The organism is Paraburkholderia lycopersici (genome assembly GCF_900096975.1).
GTDB classification, from domain to species: domain Bacteria; phylum Pseudomonadota; class Gammaproteobacteria; order Burkholderiales; family Burkholderiaceae; genus Paraburkholderia; species Paraburkholderia lycopersici.
In genome coordinates this window covers 245,333-261,932 of the sequence record NZ_FMYQ01000002.1, presented here as the reverse complement: position 1 = coordinate 261,932, position 16,600 = coordinate 245,333, and the positions used below count along the sequence as shown (strand labels likewise).

13 protein-coding genes and 1 pseudogene are annotated in these 16,600 nt (G+C 64.6%); 7 read left to right on the top strand and 7 right to left on the bottom strand.

Translation table 11 applies throughout. From position 1 onward, the window contains the following. Positions 1 to 512: 512 nt before the first annotated feature. Positions 513 to 662: a hypothetical protein gene (locus BLU17_RS33010; protein WP_176928902.1), complete on the bottom strand. Its 150-nt coding sequence runs from the start codon at positions 660 to 662 to the stop codon at positions 513 to 515. Positions 663 to 665: 3 nt separating this feature from the next. Between BLU17_RS33010 and BLU17_RS04020 the strand changes: the two genes are divergently transcribed. Beyond that, positions 666 to 2,666 (top strand): hypothetical protein, encoded by a 2,001-nt coding sequence (locus BLU17_RS04020; RefSeq protein WP_091995097.1) that lies wholly within the window; start codon positions 666 to 668, stop codon positions 2,664 to 2,666. A 192-nt stretch (positions 2,667 to 2,858) separates the two neighbouring features. Here the strand turns inward: BLU17_RS04020 and BLU17_RS04015 are convergent, their stop codons facing one another. The 3 genes from BLU17_RS04015 to BLU17_RS04005 all read right to left on the bottom strand — a co-directional run bounded on the left by BLU17_RS04015 (position 2,859) and on the right by BLU17_RS04005 (position 7,505). Next, complete coding sequence (locus tag BLU17_RS04015) at positions 2,859 to 4,220, bottom strand: sigma-54-dependent transcriptional regulator (RefSeq protein WP_091994768.1); 1,362 nt, start codon at positions 4,218 to 4,220, stop codon at positions 2,859 to 2,861. After that, positions 4,189 to 6,078, bottom strand: a complete 1,890-nt coding sequence (locus tag BLU17_RS04010) for a sensor histidine kinase (protein WP_091995094.1) — start codon at positions 6,076 to 6,078, stop codon at positions 4,189 to 4,191. Before BLU17_RS04010 ends, BLU17_RS04015 begins: the two co-directional genes overlap by 32 nt. A 98-nt stretch (positions 6,079 to 6,176) precedes the next feature. After that, on the bottom strand, positions 6,177 to 7,505 hold the full coding sequence (locus tag BLU17_RS04005; protein WP_091995091.1) for a 2-hydroxycarboxylate transporter family protein: 1,329 nt from the start codon (positions 7,503 to 7,505) through the stop codon (positions 6,177 to 6,179). Between the two features lie 581 nt (positions 7,506 to 8,086). On the opposite strand from BLU17_RS04005, the gene BLU17_RS04000 reads away from it, so the two are divergent. The 4 genes from BLU17_RS04000 to BLU17_RS03985 all read left to right on the top strand — a co-directional run bounded on the left by BLU17_RS04000 (position 8,087) and on the right by BLU17_RS03985 (position 12,305). After that, the gene (locus BLU17_RS04000; protein WP_091994765.1) at positions 8,087 to 8,425 is read left to right on the top strand and encodes a metal-sulfur cluster assembly factor; all 339 of its coding nucleotides are present in this window, start codon (positions 8,087 to 8,089) and stop codon (positions 8,423 to 8,425) included. 44 nt (positions 8,426 to 8,469) lie between these two features. Continuing rightward, positions 8,470 to 9,606, top strand: coding sequence for a hypothetical protein (locus tag BLU17_RS03995; RefSeq protein ID WP_091995089.1), 1,137 nt, complete (start codon positions 8,470 to 8,472; stop codon positions 9,604 to 9,606). A 436-nt stretch (positions 9,607 to 10,042) separates the two neighbouring features. Further along, the gene (locus BLU17_RS03990) at positions 10,043 to 11,143 is read left to right on the top strand and encodes a DUF2057 domain-containing protein (RefSeq protein WP_143189173.1); all 1,101 of its coding nucleotides are present in this window, start codon (positions 10,043 to 10,045) and stop codon (positions 11,141 to 11,143) included. A 61-nt stretch (positions 11,144 to 11,204) separates the two neighbouring features. Further along, positions 11,205 to 12,305, top strand: coding sequence for a TAXI family TRAP transporter solute-binding subunit (locus tag BLU17_RS03985; protein WP_091994757.1), 1,101 nt, complete (start codon positions 11,205 to 11,207; stop codon positions 12,303 to 12,305). A gap of 69 nt (positions 12,306 to 12,374) precedes the next feature. On the opposite strand, the gene BLU17_RS03980 is transcribed toward BLU17_RS03985, so the two are convergent. Further along, positions 12,375 to 12,758: a BON domain-containing protein gene (locus tag BLU17_RS03980; RefSeq protein ID WP_091994754.1), complete on the bottom strand. Its 384-nt coding sequence runs from the start codon at positions 12,756 to 12,758 to the stop codon at positions 12,375 to 12,377. Between the two features lie 488 nt (positions 12,759 to 13,246). Between BLU17_RS03980 and BLU17_RS03975 the strand changes: the two genes are divergently transcribed. Then, positions 13,247 to 14,008 (top strand): YoaK family protein, encoded by a 762-nt coding sequence (locus BLU17_RS03975; protein WP_091995086.1) that lies wholly within the window; start codon positions 13,247 to 13,249, stop codon positions 14,006 to 14,008. Between the two features lie 10 nt (positions 14,009 to 14,018). Here the strand turns inward: BLU17_RS03975 and BLU17_RS33625 are convergent. After that, a pseudogene (locus BLU17_RS33625) lies at positions 14,019 to 14,438 on the bottom strand (tryptophan--tRNA ligase); the annotation flags it as partial. A gap of 182 nt (positions 14,439 to 14,620) precedes the next feature. Here BLU17_RS33625 and BLU17_RS03970 point away from each other — a divergent pair. After that, a complete protein-coding gene (locus BLU17_RS03970) occupies positions 14,621 to 15,373 on the top strand; it encodes a tetratricopeptide repeat protein (RefSeq protein ID WP_091994750.1) in 753 nt (250 codons plus the stop codon). Between the two features lie 351 nt (positions 15,374 to 15,724). Here BLU17_RS03970 and BLU17_RS03965 read toward each other — a convergent pair whose 3' ends face one another. Beyond that, positions 15,725 to 16,582: an AraC family transcriptional regulator gene (locus tag BLU17_RS03965; RefSeq protein ID WP_091994746.1), complete on the bottom strand. Its 858-nt coding sequence runs from the start codon at positions 16,580 to 16,582 to the stop codon at positions 15,725 to 15,727. Positions 16,583 to 16,600 lie beyond the last annotated feature (18 nt).

Here is a 16,600-nt window from a genome sequence, read left to right as displayed (position 1 = left end):
ATCCTCCCAGGTGGCATAGTCGGTTCACTCGAATTAAAATCCATCCGGACAATTAATACCCGACCCGAAATAATTCAGAAAAATTATAAAAGGGCGGCATTATGGATGCGAAAAATTTACGATACCGCCTTCAGTTCCCCTGAGAGCCGCCGTTATAGCCGGCAACAGCGTGTCCATTCCGTAATTGATGCGGCAAGCATTGCCGCAGCGCGTCGAGGTAATTAATACCTTGCTATTGGCGGAATTTCACTAAATTTCGGTAATTGCAACTCGCCGCAATTCGTGTGACATTTTGTTACGCCTGATTTTCACATGCCAGGGGGGAATATCGGTAATATCCGCCGCGCGTCTGACTTCAAGTAGTGACTTCGAAATCTTAGCCTGCAAATATTGCGCACGTCTCCCTCCCTTCCGGGATCCCGCGCAAGGCCGAAATCCCGACGGCGCAGCCGTAGCAAGGGCGCACCATTCGCCCGCGCGAAAGCGAAAGGACAGATACACAGTTCGCGTTGTCACGCGAACTGCGCGGCGCAATCCAGCGGGCGCATGGCCACGTCGAGCCGATGTGGCGCACCCGCCAGTTTCATTCTTCCGACTCCGGCCAGCACCTGAGCGCGCTTTTCTCGCGCGGTAGCCGGCTGGGCGTCGCTTTGCCTTTTCATTCGATGAAGCTCTTTTATCTTTTGTTGTCGTCGCTGGTGCTGGCGGCGTGCGGCGGCGGAGGCTCCGGAAGCCCCGCAACGGATACGTCGAACGCCAGTGCTTCGACCACCCCGCAAAACGCGGGCGGCGCGAATGCCGCGAGCGCAACGTCCGGCCAGCAAGGCACAGGCAGCGCGAATTCCACTGCCACTGCCGCTGCCGCTGGCGCCAACGCTTCAGGCTCGGATTCACCGGCGCTGACGCCGGGGACGATGAGCTGCGGCTCGCCCGCCACGTCGAGCGCCGGCTCAAGCGGAACGCTCGTCTCCGCCGATACGCCGACTGCGCAAAGCGGCCGCATCTTCGCCTCGGGCACGCCGTTTCCCGTCGCGTTCACGACCAATGCGCCCGCGTCCGACACGCTGATCTGGTCGATCACCGACCAGGTCGGCAAAGTGGCCGCAAGCGGCAGCCTGCCCGTGACGGCGGGCCCCGTGACGACCACGTTCACCTGCACCTCCACGCTCGCGGGTTATTTCGCCGTGTCCGCAACGCTCGCCACCGCCGGCGGGCAGATCTCATCCGCCGGGACGCGGCCCGCCGGCAACGCCACGTTCGGCGTGCTGCCCAATCTCGCGGGCGTCGTGCCCGCCGTCGCCTATGCACATCAGGATCAGCATCGCTTCGGCATGCAGGGCGAGGACGACAACGGTTCCGTGCTCTCCGCGCTCGGCATCTCGTGGACGTTCGACCATCGCGAGCTCTATAACATGGAGCCCAGCGGCCGCAATACCTTCAATCCCTCTGCCGACAATCTCGACCCGTTCTACAAGACGGGCGACGTGATGCGCCTCGTGCGTCTGGACGGCATTCCTGCCTGGGCAAGCCCGACAGGTATATTCGAAGACGAAGCGCTGCCGCCCACCGATCTCTCGTACTATCAAGACTACATGAGCCGGATCGGCACGGAATCGAACATCATTCGCACGACTTATTTTCCAAAGCAGGCGGCCAACTACTACCAGCTCACCTGGGAACCGGACGCGCAATGGCAGGGCACGAACGCGCAATTCGTGCAGCTCTACCAGACCGTGTATCAAGGCATTCACTCGACCGATCCGCACGCGGTGGTGATGGGCCCGACCGACACGGCGCCGTCCGGCACCGCCGAGCAGCTCCGGACGCTCGCGCCGCTCGGCTACGCACAGGTCATCGACGGCGTGACGACGCACGGCTATTACGACATCAACGGCACCTCGCCTTCCTATGCGCCGGAACGTCTCGCAAGCGACCCTTCCACGCTGTCCGGCTCGCTGATGGGCCAGATGCGCGCGTTGCGCAGCGAAATGGCGGCCGACTACAAGCCGGGCATGAAGCTGTTCAATACCGAGGTGGGCATCAGCTATGACAATGGCGCGTCGTACGGCCCGAACTATCCGGGCGCCAACATCCTGTACGCACAGGGCGCACTGGTGGCGCGCAGCCACGTGATCGTTCTCGGCGAAGGTGCCGATCAGACCTGGGTGTTCTATGGCGCGGACTTCCCCGACAAGGTGGGCTATGGCACGTTCTTCGACCTGAGCGACGCACAGGGGCAATACGGTGCCCAGAACATCAGCCCCAAGCCGGCGGCGATGGCCGTGGCGGCGATGACGCGCATTCTCGACGGCACCAACACGCTCGGCCCCGTGAAGGGAACACCCGCGGGCGTCTATGCCTATGCGTTTCAGCAGTTGAACAACGGCGCGGTCATCACGGCCCTCTGGACCCACAACAACAGTGTGTGGAGCGCGAGTACCGGCTACAGCTCGACTTATAGCGTGCTGTACCATCTCGCGGTCGATGCGCCCGGCACGAGCGGCACCGTGACCGTGATCGACGAGATGGGCAATCCTTCGACGATGCAGTACACCAACGGCAGCCTGGCATTGAGCCTGACCGAGTCGCCGGTGTACGTGATCTCGCAGAACGCGTCGGTGGCCAGCGCCAACTCGACCGTTCCGACCGGCTACGTAGCCAACTGACCGGCCGCGAGACCGGTCCATGAGGCGCCCTGGCGGCGGACGTTGTTCCGCCGCCAGGGCGCCTCGCTCGTTTACCGCCGCTACCGGATCGCGTGGTCCAGATGCAAACGGTGCCAGCACCGATCGATCAGGCAAGCAGTCCCGGCAATACGTTTGACACGGACGATCGCCGTCGGGCTCGGGGGCCCGGGCTCACGCGTCCCTGTCTTCGCCCTGCGAATCCCGCGCCGCGATCTTCAACTGGCGCAGCTTGTGATAGAGCGTCTTTCTCGGCATGCCGAGCTCGGTGCTCGCATCGGCGACGCTGCCGTGATGGCGCCGCAACGTGTTCTCGATCAGCATCCGCTCGAAGTACGCCAGTTGCTCCGCAAGCGTGTCGCCCTTCGTCGCGGCGGCGCCACCGGAAAGCAGGCTCTCTCCCGTCAGCCCGAGCACGAAGCGATCGGCCACGTTCTGCAGCTCGCGCACGTTACCGGGCCAGGCGTGGGTCATCAGTTCGGATACCTGCGCAGCGGTTACGACCGGCGCGGGCGTGGCGAAGCGGCGCGCGGCCGCGAGCACGAAGTGCTCGAACAGCAAGGGCACGTCCTCGCGGCGTTCGCGCAGCGGCGGCAATTCGATCTGCGCGACGTTGAGCCGGTACAGCAGATCGGCGCGAAACCCGCCGCCCGCGGCCACCTCGGCGAGGTCGGCCTTCGAAGCGGCGACGATCCGGCAATCGACGGGAATCAGCTCGTTCGCGCCAAGCCGCTCGACCACGCGCTCCTGCAACACGCGCAGCATCTTGATCTGCAGCGGCATCGACATGGTCTCGATCTCGTCGAGGAAGAGCGTGCCGCCATTCGCCCACTCGATCTTGCCGACGCGCTTCTTGATCGCGCCCGTGAACGCGCCCGCCTCGTGGCCGAACAGCTCGCTCTCGAACACCTGCTCGGGCAAACCACCGCAGTTCAGCGCCACGAAATGCGCATCGCGCCGCGCGCTGAAGTCGTGCAGGCTGCGCGCGATGAGCTCCTTGCCGGTGCCCGTTTCGCCGGTGATGAGCACCGACACGGACGTATCCGCGAGCCGCAGAATCTTCTTGCGGACTTCCGCCATCGCGGGCGACTTGCCGAGCACCAACGCCTCGATTCCCTGCCAGTTATGCAGCGACGCGCGCAACCCCTCGACTTCGAGCGTGAGCCGCCGCTTCTCGACGGCGCGGGCCACGCGGCCGGCGATCACATCGGAAGAGAACGGCTTCTCGATGAAATCGTATGCGCCCACGCGCATCGCGCTCACCGCCGTCGAAATATCGGCGTGCCCGCTGATCAGCAGCACGGGAATCTGCGGATCGACCGACATCACGTGGTCGAGCAGTTGCAACCCGTCGATGCCGGGCATCCGCACGTCCGACACGATCACGACGGGCGCGCCGGGCGCGACGTCCGCGTACGCGTCCGCTGCCGACGCGTACGCGCTCACGGGAAACCCTGCCAGCGCAACGGCCTGCTCCACTCCGATGCGAACATTTTCGTCATCCTCAACAATCAGTACCCGAATCCCATCTTCCATGTTCTGTCCTTTGCGGCCCGGCCGCCGCGAATTCGATCGTGAAGCGCGCCCCGCCTTCTTCACGGTTTGCCGCCGCTATTTTCGCGCCGAAGCCTTCGACGATGCGCGACGTGATCGCGAGCCCCAGCCCCAGGCCTTGCCCGCGCGGTTTCGTCGTGACGAACGGCTCGAACAGGTGCACGAGCACCTCGGGCGCGATGCCGGGGCCGCTGTCGTCGATCGTGAAGCGCACGCGGCCTTGCGTATCGGGCTCGCTCGCCGCCATCGCGATGACGCGCGTGTTCGCGTCGCGCACGGCGTCGAGCGCGTTGCCGAGCAGATTGACGATCACCTGCTGCAGCTGGCTCGACTCCGCGTAGACGGTCGTGCCGGGCGCGATCCGCACGTCGAGCCGCACCGCTTCGTCGCGGATCCGCGCGTCGTAGATTAGCCGCGCGTGCGCGACCGCCTCGCCCAGCGACACCGCCACGCGCTCCACCGCCGGCTTGCGCGCGAAAGCCTTCAGTTCGCTCGTCAGCGCCGCCATGCTGTCCACGAGGCGTCCAACGCGTTCCAGATTGGCCATGGCCTGTGCGGGCTGATTGCGCTCGAAATACGTGCGTGCGTTGTCGCACAGCGTGCGGATCGCGACGAGCGGCTGGTTCAGCTCGTGCGTGAGACCGGCCGCCATCTGGCCGATCACCGCGAGCTTGCCCGCGTGCACGACTTCCTGCTGCGTAGCGCGCAGGCGCTGCTCGGTGCGCTCGCGCTCGGCGATCTCGCGCTGCATCTGCGCATTCGCGTGCGTGAGCGCTGCGGTGCGCTGCGCGACGGTCGTCTCCAGCCGATCGTTCGCGCGGCGCAGCGCTTCCTGCGCCTTGAGCTTCTCCGCAATCGCACGGCGGCGCTGGACCGCATACAGCGCGTAGAGCGCGGCGATCAGGAACACGCCCGTCACGAACGCGAATGCGATGCGCTGCTGCCGCCGCGCGCCGGCGGTATCGAGCAGGACCATGATCGTGTCGTGCCCCTGGGGCGCCGGCTGCGACATCACGAGAAAGCGGGTCGTGCGGCCCGCTCGGCGCAGGTCGGGAAAAATGCCGATCCACGCGGCCTCGTTCCAGTCGCCGGCCCGCCGATAACGCAACGCCTCGACGATGCGCCCCGCGTACTGGCGCGACGCCTGAATGTCGCGCTGCTGCTGCGCGGTCATTGCGCGCATGGCCGCGAATTTCCATTCGGGTTCGGTCGAAATCACGATCACGCCGTTGCCGTCCACGACGATCGCCGCCTCGCCAGGCGTGCGCCACGCCGATTCGAGCGCATCGACGCTGACTTTCACCGCCACCGCGCCGAGCGCCGTGCCCTTCGCGCCATGCACCGCGTTCGCAAAGTACAGGCCGGGAATGCCGGTGTTCGTGCCGATGCCGAAGAAACGGCCCCGGCCCCGCGCGAGCGCGTCCTTGAAGTACGGCCGATACGACACGTTGGTGCCGACGAAACTCCCCGGCTGATTCCAGTTGCTCGCGGCGATCACCGACCCATGCGCGTCGATCACGTCGACGGCGCCGCTGCCCACGTCACGGTTGACCGCTTCGAGGTAGGCGTTGACCGCAGGCAGCATGCCGCGCGCTTCGTCCGGCGACGCTTCGAGCAACGCACGCACACTGTCCTGCCTCGCGACGAGCGCGGGCACCATTTCGAAGCGCCCCAGTTCGCTCTTCAGGCTCGCGGCGTAAAGTTCGAGCCGATGCGCGCCGAGGCCGGCGAGCGCATCGATCGCGCGGATCCACGCGAACTCGACCGCGGCGGCGGCCGTGCCGACGTAGAGCACGGCCGCCGCCGCCCATCCCCACCACGGAATGCCCTTGTAGCGCATGTGCACGTTTGCCCTCGTCGATGGGCCGCCAACGGGCGGCGCAATGCGCGGATGCCCCGCGCCGGCGCCGCCATCGCGAGCGTGCGTGCCGTCATGCGTCATGCGCCGAAATGCGCAAGCATGACGAGCGTGACCGTCACGACGATCGCGCCGCCAATGCGCGTTGCGATCTGCGCGAACGGCATCAGTTGCATGCGGTTCGCAGCGGTCAGGATCGCGACGTCGCCGGTGCCGCCCTGGCCGCTGTGGCACGCGTTCACGATTGCGGTGTCGACAGGGTACATCTTCATCAGGCGGCCGACCACGAAGCCTGTCCCCATCAGCGTCACGACGGTCGCGGCGATCGTCACGACATTGACGAGCGTGAACGCCGCCATAAGCTTGTCCCACGGCGTCATCGCCACGCCAATGGCGAACAGCAGCGGGTAGGTGACCGCGGTCGAGAAGAACTTGTAGACCACGAACGCGCCTTCCTGCAGCGGCGGCGATACCGCGCGCGCGAGCTTCACGAGCACGGCGAGGAACAGCATCGCAACCGGTGCGGGCAACCCGAACAGCTTGTTCGCCATCAGGCCGATGAGGTACAGCGTGATCGCCGTGATGCCCGCTGCGGCGATGTGGCCCACATCGACCTGCCCGCCGATTACCTCGCTCGACGGCGCCATCTCGTCGGCCTCGCCCACTTGCAGGCGGCCATTCCCGGTCAAATGCGGGAAGCGCTTGCCCAGCATGTCGAGCATGCCGGAAAGGACGATTGCGATAAGGCTGCCGAGCATGACGGGCGGCAATACCTGCGCGAACAGATCGCCCTGCGCGACGTGCATGATTTCCGAATAGCCGACGGAGAGCGGGATCGCACCTTCGCCCACGCCGCCCGCCATGATCGGCACGACGATATAGAGCAGCGTATGTTTGACGCCAAGACCGAGCGCCGCGCCGACGGTGGTGCCCACGACGGTCGCGGCCAGCGTGCCGGCGGCGAGCGGAATGAAGATCTTGAGGAAGCCCTGGATCAGCACGCGCCGGTCCATGCTCAAAATGCTGCCGACGATGATCGACGCAATGAAGAGATACAGGAAATTCGTCTGCTTCGTGAACTCGACCGTGAGGTGCAGCACGGGTCCCGGCAGCACGCGATAGTAGGTGAGCGCCGAAGGCACGAAAGTCGCGAGGATCGCGGCCGCGCCGACGTTGCGCAGGAGCGGCAGGCGCTTGCCGAGTTCGGCGCACGTGAAGCCGCAGAACGCGAGCACGGCGATCGCCATCGAGATCTCGCCGGGCACCTTGCCGGTAACCGCGAAGCCGGCGATGAGCGCGAAGAGGATCACATAGACGGGCAGCGGAATGATGCCAATGCGGATTTCCATCAGCTTCCACCAGCCTTCGGGCCAGAAGCGGGTTCGGGTGGCGGCGGACGGCTCGGGGATCGTCTGCGATGAGACGGGGGCGGTTGCGGGTACGCTGTTGTGCACGGGATGTCTCCTTCGTTTTCGCGACCGGCTGCGTCGCGTCTCCGGTGCTTGTTTAAAAATGATGGCAGCCGGATGGCCGCTGGGCGTCTGTAAAGCAGCAGCCGTGCCAGCACGCGGACACGAAGCGAAGTCTCGCTCAAGCCATTGATTTTCTGGCGTTTCGCCGTGGCGCCCTCAATCTGGCCACCCTTCGCCGCGCCGGAATTTCAGAATCGGCCCGAGCCGCAGGCTGAATTCTCGGCCTGCCGTAGGCATGACCGGCGCCGCCGCGATAGCTTCATGCGGCCAATCAGCACAGAGCCGGAGCCCGTGTGTGCGCGCACTTTCAAGCATTTGATTATTCGGCGTTTTTAGCATGCCGCTCGTGGCACCGAATGATGCCCGCAGGCTTTGCATTCGACTTCCCGGCGCTCTATGATGGCTAAAACATTCATCATCAGTGAATTTTATACGGTGAGCACGAACGCCGCCTGGTGTCCTCGGCGCCGCCGGTACGAAGCGCCATCCGCATATTGTTTGCTGTCCTATCGTTTTCCATGAACACCGCCCGCATAAAGCCCGACGACACGAACGAAGAGCGCGAGATCCGCGAAGCGCTGCGCAGCGTGATCGACCCCGAAGTGGGCGTCAACATTGTCGATCTGGGCCTCGTCTATGGCATCGCCCGCCGCGCCGACGGACTGAAGATCGACATCACCATGACCTCGCCGGCCTGCCCGATGAGTCAGATGGTGATCGACGAGGTACGGGCCGTGGCTGAGGAAATGGTCTCGGACGACACGACAGTCGAAGTCGAACTCGTATGGGATCCAGCCTGGGCGCCTGCCATGATGAGCGAGCCGGCACGCCAGGTTCTCGGATGGGAACCGGACTGATCACGCAGAATGCCGTCATCTTCGCGACAGCCGGGCCACGTACCATGAACCTCTCCCGATCATTGCGCCATCTTGTCAGGCTCGCTGCCGCGCTGACCATCGTCCTCGTGCTTGTCTGCGCCGTTATGGCCGGCCTCGCCCGCTTGGGCGTGCGAGTGCCCACGCACATGATGACGAGCGTCGCCTGGCATGGCGTGCTCATGGCCCCCGTTTTCTTCGGATCCCTAATCAGCATGGAGCGCGCAGTCGCGCTGCAAAGGCGCGTTTACCTGCTGGCCCCCGCCAGCGCGATTGCGGCAGGTATCGTGCTGCTAGCCAGTGCGTCGCCTGTCATCGCGCAATCGCTGCTCCTCTTTGCGGCCAGCGTCGCGCTAGTCGGGAGCCTGCAGGTCATTCGCAGGCAAGCCGCCCTTCATCTGGCCGTGCTCGCGCTCGCAGTGCTCTGCTGGTGGTTCGGCAATCTGGTCTGGACGATTACGAACGACGTGTCGGCTTGCTTGCTGTGCTGGCTCTCGTTCCTCGTGCTGACGATCGCAGCCGAACGGCTCGAACTCACGCGAATGCTGCGGTTGCCGCGTTACGCCCGGCATGCCTTTTTCGTGCCGGTCGCCTTGATGGTCGCGAGCCTGCCCTGGGCGCTATGGCAGCCGGACGCAGGCGCACGCCTGTTCGCGGTCGGCCTCGTTCTGCTCGCCGCGTGGCTGGCCAGATTCGACATTGCGCGCCATACGGTGCGGCAACACGCGCTCACGCGGTTTATCGCCGTGTGTCTGCTCAGCGGCTATGGATGGCTCGCACTGAGCGGCATCCTTGGTCTTGCCGGCGCGCTGACGCCCGGTCGCCCGTGGCATGACGCGGCGCTTCACGCGCTTACGCTCGGCTTCGTGTTTTCCATGGTGTTCGGGCATGCGCCGATCATCGTGCCCGCGCTCACGCGACTGCCCGTGAAATACCATCCTCTCTTCTATGTGCCTCTCGTTGCGCTCCACGTTGGGCTCGCCATGCGGGTGACGGGCGACCTCGCCGCGGCATTCTGGCTGCGGCAGGCCGGGGGCATGACGAGCGCAGTGGCACTGGCGGTCTTCGCGACGACGCTGATTACGGCCGTGCTCGCTGCACGCCGGCGGCGCGCTCGACCTGGTGGCAGCGGGCGTATGCCGAATCCGACGCATTCGCCGTGAGGAAGGGCGATCGGTAAGCCGTGTTCCCTTCCAACACCACGATTGCTACGCGCAGCGCGCATTGCCCGACTGGACCATGCATACGACTTAGACACAAAGCAATCGGGCCTTCTCGACAAGGCACATTCAGTCATTTAGCTATTCTTATAAATAAAAGCGCCACGCGATCCGGACATGCAAGCGGTAAATATTCCCGCGATCGAATCGTCATGGAGCATTGCGCATCACGCTTATGTGCGGTAGGTAACAACGGCGATTGACGCGCTGTTGGAAATCACCCATATTTTCTTCGAAGCTTTATCCAGGCGGCTGCGCTCGGTCCAGCCCGCCGCTTTCCTGCGCATGCAGATCGTGGGTTCCGCGACGCTTCGCCGATCGCTTCAACGACGATTCTGAGCATGCCGAAATGGCATCGCCATAACGGTGGGACGACATCATGTCCGCTCAGATTACTCGCGACCAGAGTATCCCTATACCGTGCAAGCGCTGTGGCGGATTGCTCTACCAGTACGCCGACCTCTGCCCTTATTGCGGCGCGGATCATCCGCTCGGCGCGGTTGCGCGCACAGGCCCGAAAGCCACGTTCAGAGCGCTCGGCTCCACGGCGGCCGCGCCGCCTTCGCCCGCGGCTGCGAAGGTATCGCCGGCCGGCACGTCGACGTTCGACCATCGGTCGGTGAAGGCGGATTACCAGCACAACTATCAACTCGAGCATGGATGGCTGTTTTGGCGCACGGGACGGGGGACCTTCACGAAGGGCATCTTGCTAGTCTGTGTCCTTCTCGCGATCACGTATGCCGCATATCTTCTGCCAGGCCAAATCCGCAGGCAGGAGAGTGCAATCGACGAGCAAAGCACCCACTCGTCGGGCGGTTCGGTCTCGTTCTACACGGCTCGGCCGCAGCCAGACTTGACGCCCCAAAGTGCTGATACGGGGCCGCAATCCACCACGCCGAAACCATACGCGGTTCCCCACTTCAAGGACGTGGCCGACAGTCTGCGCGCCGCGCGGGCAAGCCTCGCCGGGAACAACTTGTCTGAAGCGAAGGCGGCGGGCAATGCCGCGCTCGCGCACGACGCCGAAAACGAGGACGCGCGCGAGATACAGCGCGACATCGCGGCGCATGAGCAACGGCGCGACAGCGCATTGCAGATCGCCGACCAATGTGCGAGGCAGAACGCCTGGGCCTGCGTGCAGCAACGGGCCTCCGAAGCGCTAGCGATCGATTCCAGCAGCCCGCATGCGCAATCGTTGATGGAGCGCGCCATCCTGGCGACGGCCTGGACGCCACGCGGTTCGCCGAATTCGCAGCGTGGCGGCGCGCAAGCGGCCGCTCCGGCGCCGCTGCCGAGCGCGACGAACACGACGAACGCACCAGCAAACGCCTACGCAAGCGCCCGGGCGGAGCCGGTGAACCCGCCCGCTACCGCCAGCACCCCCACCCCGGCCAGCAGCGGCAGCAATGTCGATGCAGAGGAGCGCGCGATCCTCCAGTTCGGGTGGAAGCACGCTTCACCGGCCGCCGCCACACATTGACAAGGATTCCATAACATATCCGAAGTCCGCCGTATATCACGTCCGAAGCGGGAGAGAGACCATGCTGAAAACAATGCTAGCGGGATTGACCGGACTGTTCGCCCTGCTTTTCGCGGCGCTCGCCGTCGCGGCTACGGCGGACGCGCACTACAGGATCGTGACGGGCCCGGAGCGCGGCACGTACATCCAGATCGGCCAGGACCTGTCGAAATGGGTTGCCCAGCCGGCAGGCATCGACCTCGAAGTGATTCCATCGAAGGGTTCGGCGGAAAACGTGCAGCGCATGCGCTTCGAGCCCGGCGTGAAGCTCGCGCTCGTCCAGTCGGATGTCTACCAGGCCTACGTCGATATGGCGAATTCCGGCAACGAGGACGCCGGCACGATGATTCGGCCGCTGCGGCTCATCATGCCGCTTTACGACGAGGAGATTTACTTCGTCGTCCGAAACGATTCGCCGATGAAGACGATCAATGAAATCAAGGGCAAGACGATCAGCGTCGGTCTGATCGGCAGCGGCACCGCGCAGTCGGCGACGACGCTGTACCGCCTGATGTTCGGCCAGCCGATTCCCGAGCAGAACGCGCAGCACCTGAGCAACGAAGACGCGCTCGCCGCTCTGATCGTAAAGAAGATCGACGTCGCGATCATCGTCGCCGGACAGCCCGCCAAGCTTTTTACCGACATGAATCCCGATCTTCTGCAGCAAATCCGCTTCCTGCGCGTCGACCCGAATGCTCCCGAAACCGCACGCGCGAGGCAAACCTACTTTCCCGCGACGATCCGCGTATCGAGCTACCCGAACTGGCTGAAGGAAGACGTGCCGACGTGGACGGTCAAGGCCTTTCTCGTCACCTATGACTACAATCTGCGTGATACGGTCGGCAACCTGAAACGCTTCGCCGATTCGCTCTGCGAGAACTTCGACAACCTGCAGGAGCACGGTCACCCGAAATGGAAGCAGGTGAAGCTAGAGCTCCCCGGCCTCGGAAAAGGTTGGCAATACTATCCGCCGGTGGAGCGGCGCCTGAAGGCATGTTTCGCGCATCGCGCCGCGACGCAGTCGGCCGCGGGCTCCACCACGGCGCAAAACGCCGCCGCTCAGAAAATCAATGGAGCGCCATGCTCGGACCAGGCACGTCTGCTGCTGCTTTGTGGAAAATAAATCGGCAAGGAGCGACGCCTGCGATCGCAAAGACCGCCTTGCAAATGGCCTCGATCATGCAGCGGCGGCCTAACGGCCGCTGCCCCGGCTGGTTCGCACCGTCAGTCTGTTCGACACTCCTCTTACTCCGCGGACCGACCTTGCCGCATTGCCGGCCCGCCCGATTTGCGACCGCTGAGGCACCGAGCCGGTCAACGTAATGACGCCGTTGCGTCCTGCGACGTGGACGTTCGCGAAATTGAGCCCCGGTGTGCGCGTGAAGGCCCGGCGGACGTCGCGAACCAGCGCGCTATCCGGGCGGCTCCGGTGCGAAGACACCGCGACCGCCTCCCTTTGGGAGGACCCGGCTTCCGGAACGTTCATGTTAGTTTGTGCGTTTGCAAAGGTCGCACAACCCGCGATGACCGCTGCAAACATTGCGCCGAATATCTTTCCCGTCTCGATTGCCTTCATGCTTGCGCTCCTGAAAACAGCTTGCGCAACCAACGTTGCAAGCGCCCGTGAACAACGAGGAGATCGACCGGCACACGTTAGACGCAGGCAGTCCACATCCGTTGCGTGACGCCACGGACAAACCTCGCATTCGCGTGCTTCGTGTGCCGACTCGCAATCCGCACCGCTACATTACCAAACTCAAGGAGGATCTACCTGTTCCTCGCACGGGTCCCATGTGGGCGTGTCAGGTTCGTCGCAAAGCGCTTCGTCAGGCAATCGTGGCCTTCTTTTTGTCGGCCCCCAGCGGCATCGAACAAGCGCCATTTTTTTCGCGGAAATGATGCGTCCCCCAAACGGTACCGAGCACCACCGGCGCGCCGACCCGCGCGAGATTGGCGCCGCCTGCGGCAACACACCGCAGGTTCGACGTAGCGGATACCACGCTGCCGACATGGACACGCGACGTACACTATGCATCCCCGATGCCCGCCGCCCGGAAAGCCGCCGTGCCTATCCAGTACCTCCGCAGCTTGACCTCAGTCGAACGCACTGACCACACCAACCTCCGGCTCGGCCGCGCACTGGCCGCGGTCGCCGGCGCCACCAACGCCGGCGGGTTTCTGGCTGTCGGGCAATATACATCGCACATGTCCGGCATCGTTTCGTCCCTCGCCGACAACGTTGCGCTCGGCGAATTCGGTCTCGTGCTCTCCGCGCTGAGCGCGATCCTCGCATTTGCCGCAGGCGCGGCGACTTCGGCCATTCTGATCAACTGGGGACGCCGCCGCGACGCGCACAGCGTCTATGCCCTGCCACTGCTGCTCGAAGCCGCCCTGCTTCTTTGCTTCGCCGCGCTCGGCGCGAACCTCGAAGTTCATCGGGTTCTTTTCGTGCCGGTGACTGTTGCGCTCCTCTGTTACGTCATGGGCGTACAGAACGCCATGATCACGAAAATTTCCCACGCCGAGATCCGGACCACGCATGTGACCGGCATCGTGACGGATCTCGGCATCGAACTCGGCAAGGCGCTGTACTGGAACTGGGGCGTGCCGACGGCCGCCTCGCACCATGTTGCGGCGGACATGCAGCGCGTGCGTGTGCTCGCCTCCCTGCTCGGCATGTTTTTGTTCGGGGGAATGCTGGGCGCCGTTGCGTTCCGTCACTTTGGGTTCGCATCCGGCATACCCTTGTCGATGCTGCTCGTCATCCTTGCCGGAGTCCCCGTAACCGACGATCTCCGCCGCCTGCAGGTCGGCGAGCTCCGGTAAGCGGCAGACGCACAGGCACGTGCGTTGCCTTGAACACCGCGATGTCGTCGGCCGTCTGAGCAATAGGACAGGTGAGAAAGCCCCCAATGATGTCGCGCCCGAAGCCGCGCCTTGATGGTCGGATTGCGCTCGAAGCGCGCGACAGTAACGAGATCCAGCAGATATTGCGGTAGCCCGGCTGGCTCCGTCACCTGCGACTGGATGAAGAAGTCGATTTCGCCGGGTCAATGCCGACCGCGAAATGATCGAGCGCGACATCAACGACGTTGTCGGCCAAGGCGCCCGTGTGTCCGCGAGCAGGAGGAACGGCTGCGCCTCGAGTTGCCACTACGCGAGCGCCGAGCGCTCAAAGAGCCGACGTAGAGCCCGGGATACAGCGTCCGGTCGTGCGGTCGCCGGTCAGGACAATGGGGCGATTGACGAGCGTCATGGTGTCGTGTTCCGCAATTCCGGCACCTCCAGTTTAGAATTCACGGCAATCTGCCAATATCGGTTGCGCCGTCACCGGTGCATCGGCGCCGGAATCACACGAATGCGGCGCCGCCCCGCGAACCGGCCAGGTCGATTCAACGACTTGCCGCGAATTACGCACGACTACGGACCTTCTCGCCAATGCGCATTTTCGGAATCAGCCTCTACGTCATCATCGCCTTGCTCTTCGCGGTCCACGCCGTGCGCACCCAGCAGAACATGTACTGGCTGCTGATCCTGTTTCTTTTTCCGGGCCTCGGCAGCCTCGTCTACTTTTTCGTCATCTATTTGCCCACGCTGCGCCAGTCGCGCGGGGCAAGGGCAACGACAAAGGCTTTCTCGCAGCTCGTCGATCCCAACCGCGCGGTGCGCGAAGCGCGCATCGATTTCGACCGCGCGCCGACTGTCGCGCATCGCATGCGGCTAGGTGCGGCGCTGCTCGACGCCGGCAACCCCGCCGAAGCCTTGCAGCATTATCAGGCGGCGGCCAGCGGCCCATTCTCGTCCGACCCGGCGCTGCTCCAGGGGCTTGCGCGCGCGTTGTTTGCGAACGGCGACGCTTCGGCCACGCAAGACACATTGGAAAAGCTGTTCGCCGTTCAGCCTCTCGCCCGCCAGCAACCGGAGCCTGCCTTGCTGTATGCGCGTGCCCTGGCCGCGAGCGGAGCGCCGGGCACGCGCGCCGCGTTCGAGACCGCGCTCACCTGCGCCAGCGACGCCGCACCGCGTTGCCAGTACGCCGACTGGCTGGCCACGCAAGGCGACGAAGCCGACCGCCAGCGGGCGCGCGACCTCTACGCGGATATCGTCCACGACGCGAAGCATTGGCCACGCCACGCCCGCGAACACAATAGCGAGTGGCTGCAGCGGGCCCAGGCCGCGCTCAGCCGATAATCCGCGGGCTGGCGCCATACGCCGCCACGCCGCCAAATACGCGCCGCTGCCCCGCATGTCGCACAGGAGCCGCCCTGCGGGAAGCTGCCGTCAAGCGCCAACGCGGCCGGTTCGCCGGCGCATTCACGGGTGGTCGGCGTGTTCCGTGCCCACACGTCGACGGTCATGTATCCGTGATTGAGCAGGGCTGCGTGTGTAGGCAGCGCTTCCGCTTTCATTGGCGCGCGATTGATGGCCTGATTGATAGCCTGATGAATGGTGGTTTGGCGGCCCGGTTATTTCAACGCCAACGGGGCCCGCGCCCAAAGCCCCCTTGCCAGGCAAAGCGATGCGCACGCAGCACCTCGGTGCTCAGTCCGGCATGTTCGTGCATATGCGCCGGTAGGTTGCGGGCGTCATGCGGTACGCGCGGCGAAACCAGCGGCCAAGATGGCTTTGATCGGCGAATCCGACTTCCGCGGCAACCTGCGCCGGTGTGTGGCCAGCCGCAAGCAGTTTTCGCGCCGCGCGCAGGCGCAAACGCACGAGGTATGCATGCGGCGATGTGCCGAACTCGCGCTGGAACATACGCGTCAGGCGAAACCGGTCGATGCCGGAGATATCGACGAGTTCGTCGAGCCCGATGTTCCAGCTCATGTGCTCGTGCAGCAGATCGCGCGCACGGACGATCGCGGGCGGCGCGGCGAGGCCGCCCGCTGTCGACGCATCGCGCAACTGTCCGCCGAGGCGCTCCAGCAGCCGATCGAGCGCCTCGTCTCGCGCCAGCCGGCCTTCGTTACCGTAGATCGCGGCAAAAGCGCGCCGAATCGCGTCGACAAGGCGCGCGTCGTCAACGAGCGTATTGCCGAAAGCCGCCTCGACGCCGCCAAGCCCGGGAATATTCAGCCTGCGCGCCGCGCGCTCGACCCACGGCTGCGGCAGGTACAGCATGGCATAGGTGAAACCGCCCGGTTCGGGCGCGTGACCATCGTGCAGCGCGCCCGGCTCGATCAGGATCGCGCGGCCCGGCACGCTCGTATGCTGCGACCGGTGACACTGGAAGCGCTGCACGCCCTGCTCCGTGTAGCCGATCAGCATGTCGTCGTGATCGTGGGGATCGTAGGCGTGGCCGCTGAAATGGGCGCGCAGGCTTTCGATGCCCGTGTGCGCATCGCGCCGCACGACGAGCCAGTGATCGTTCCGGCCATCGGGCACCGTCGCGTTCGTCATGGCTTGCCTGGCTCCTGG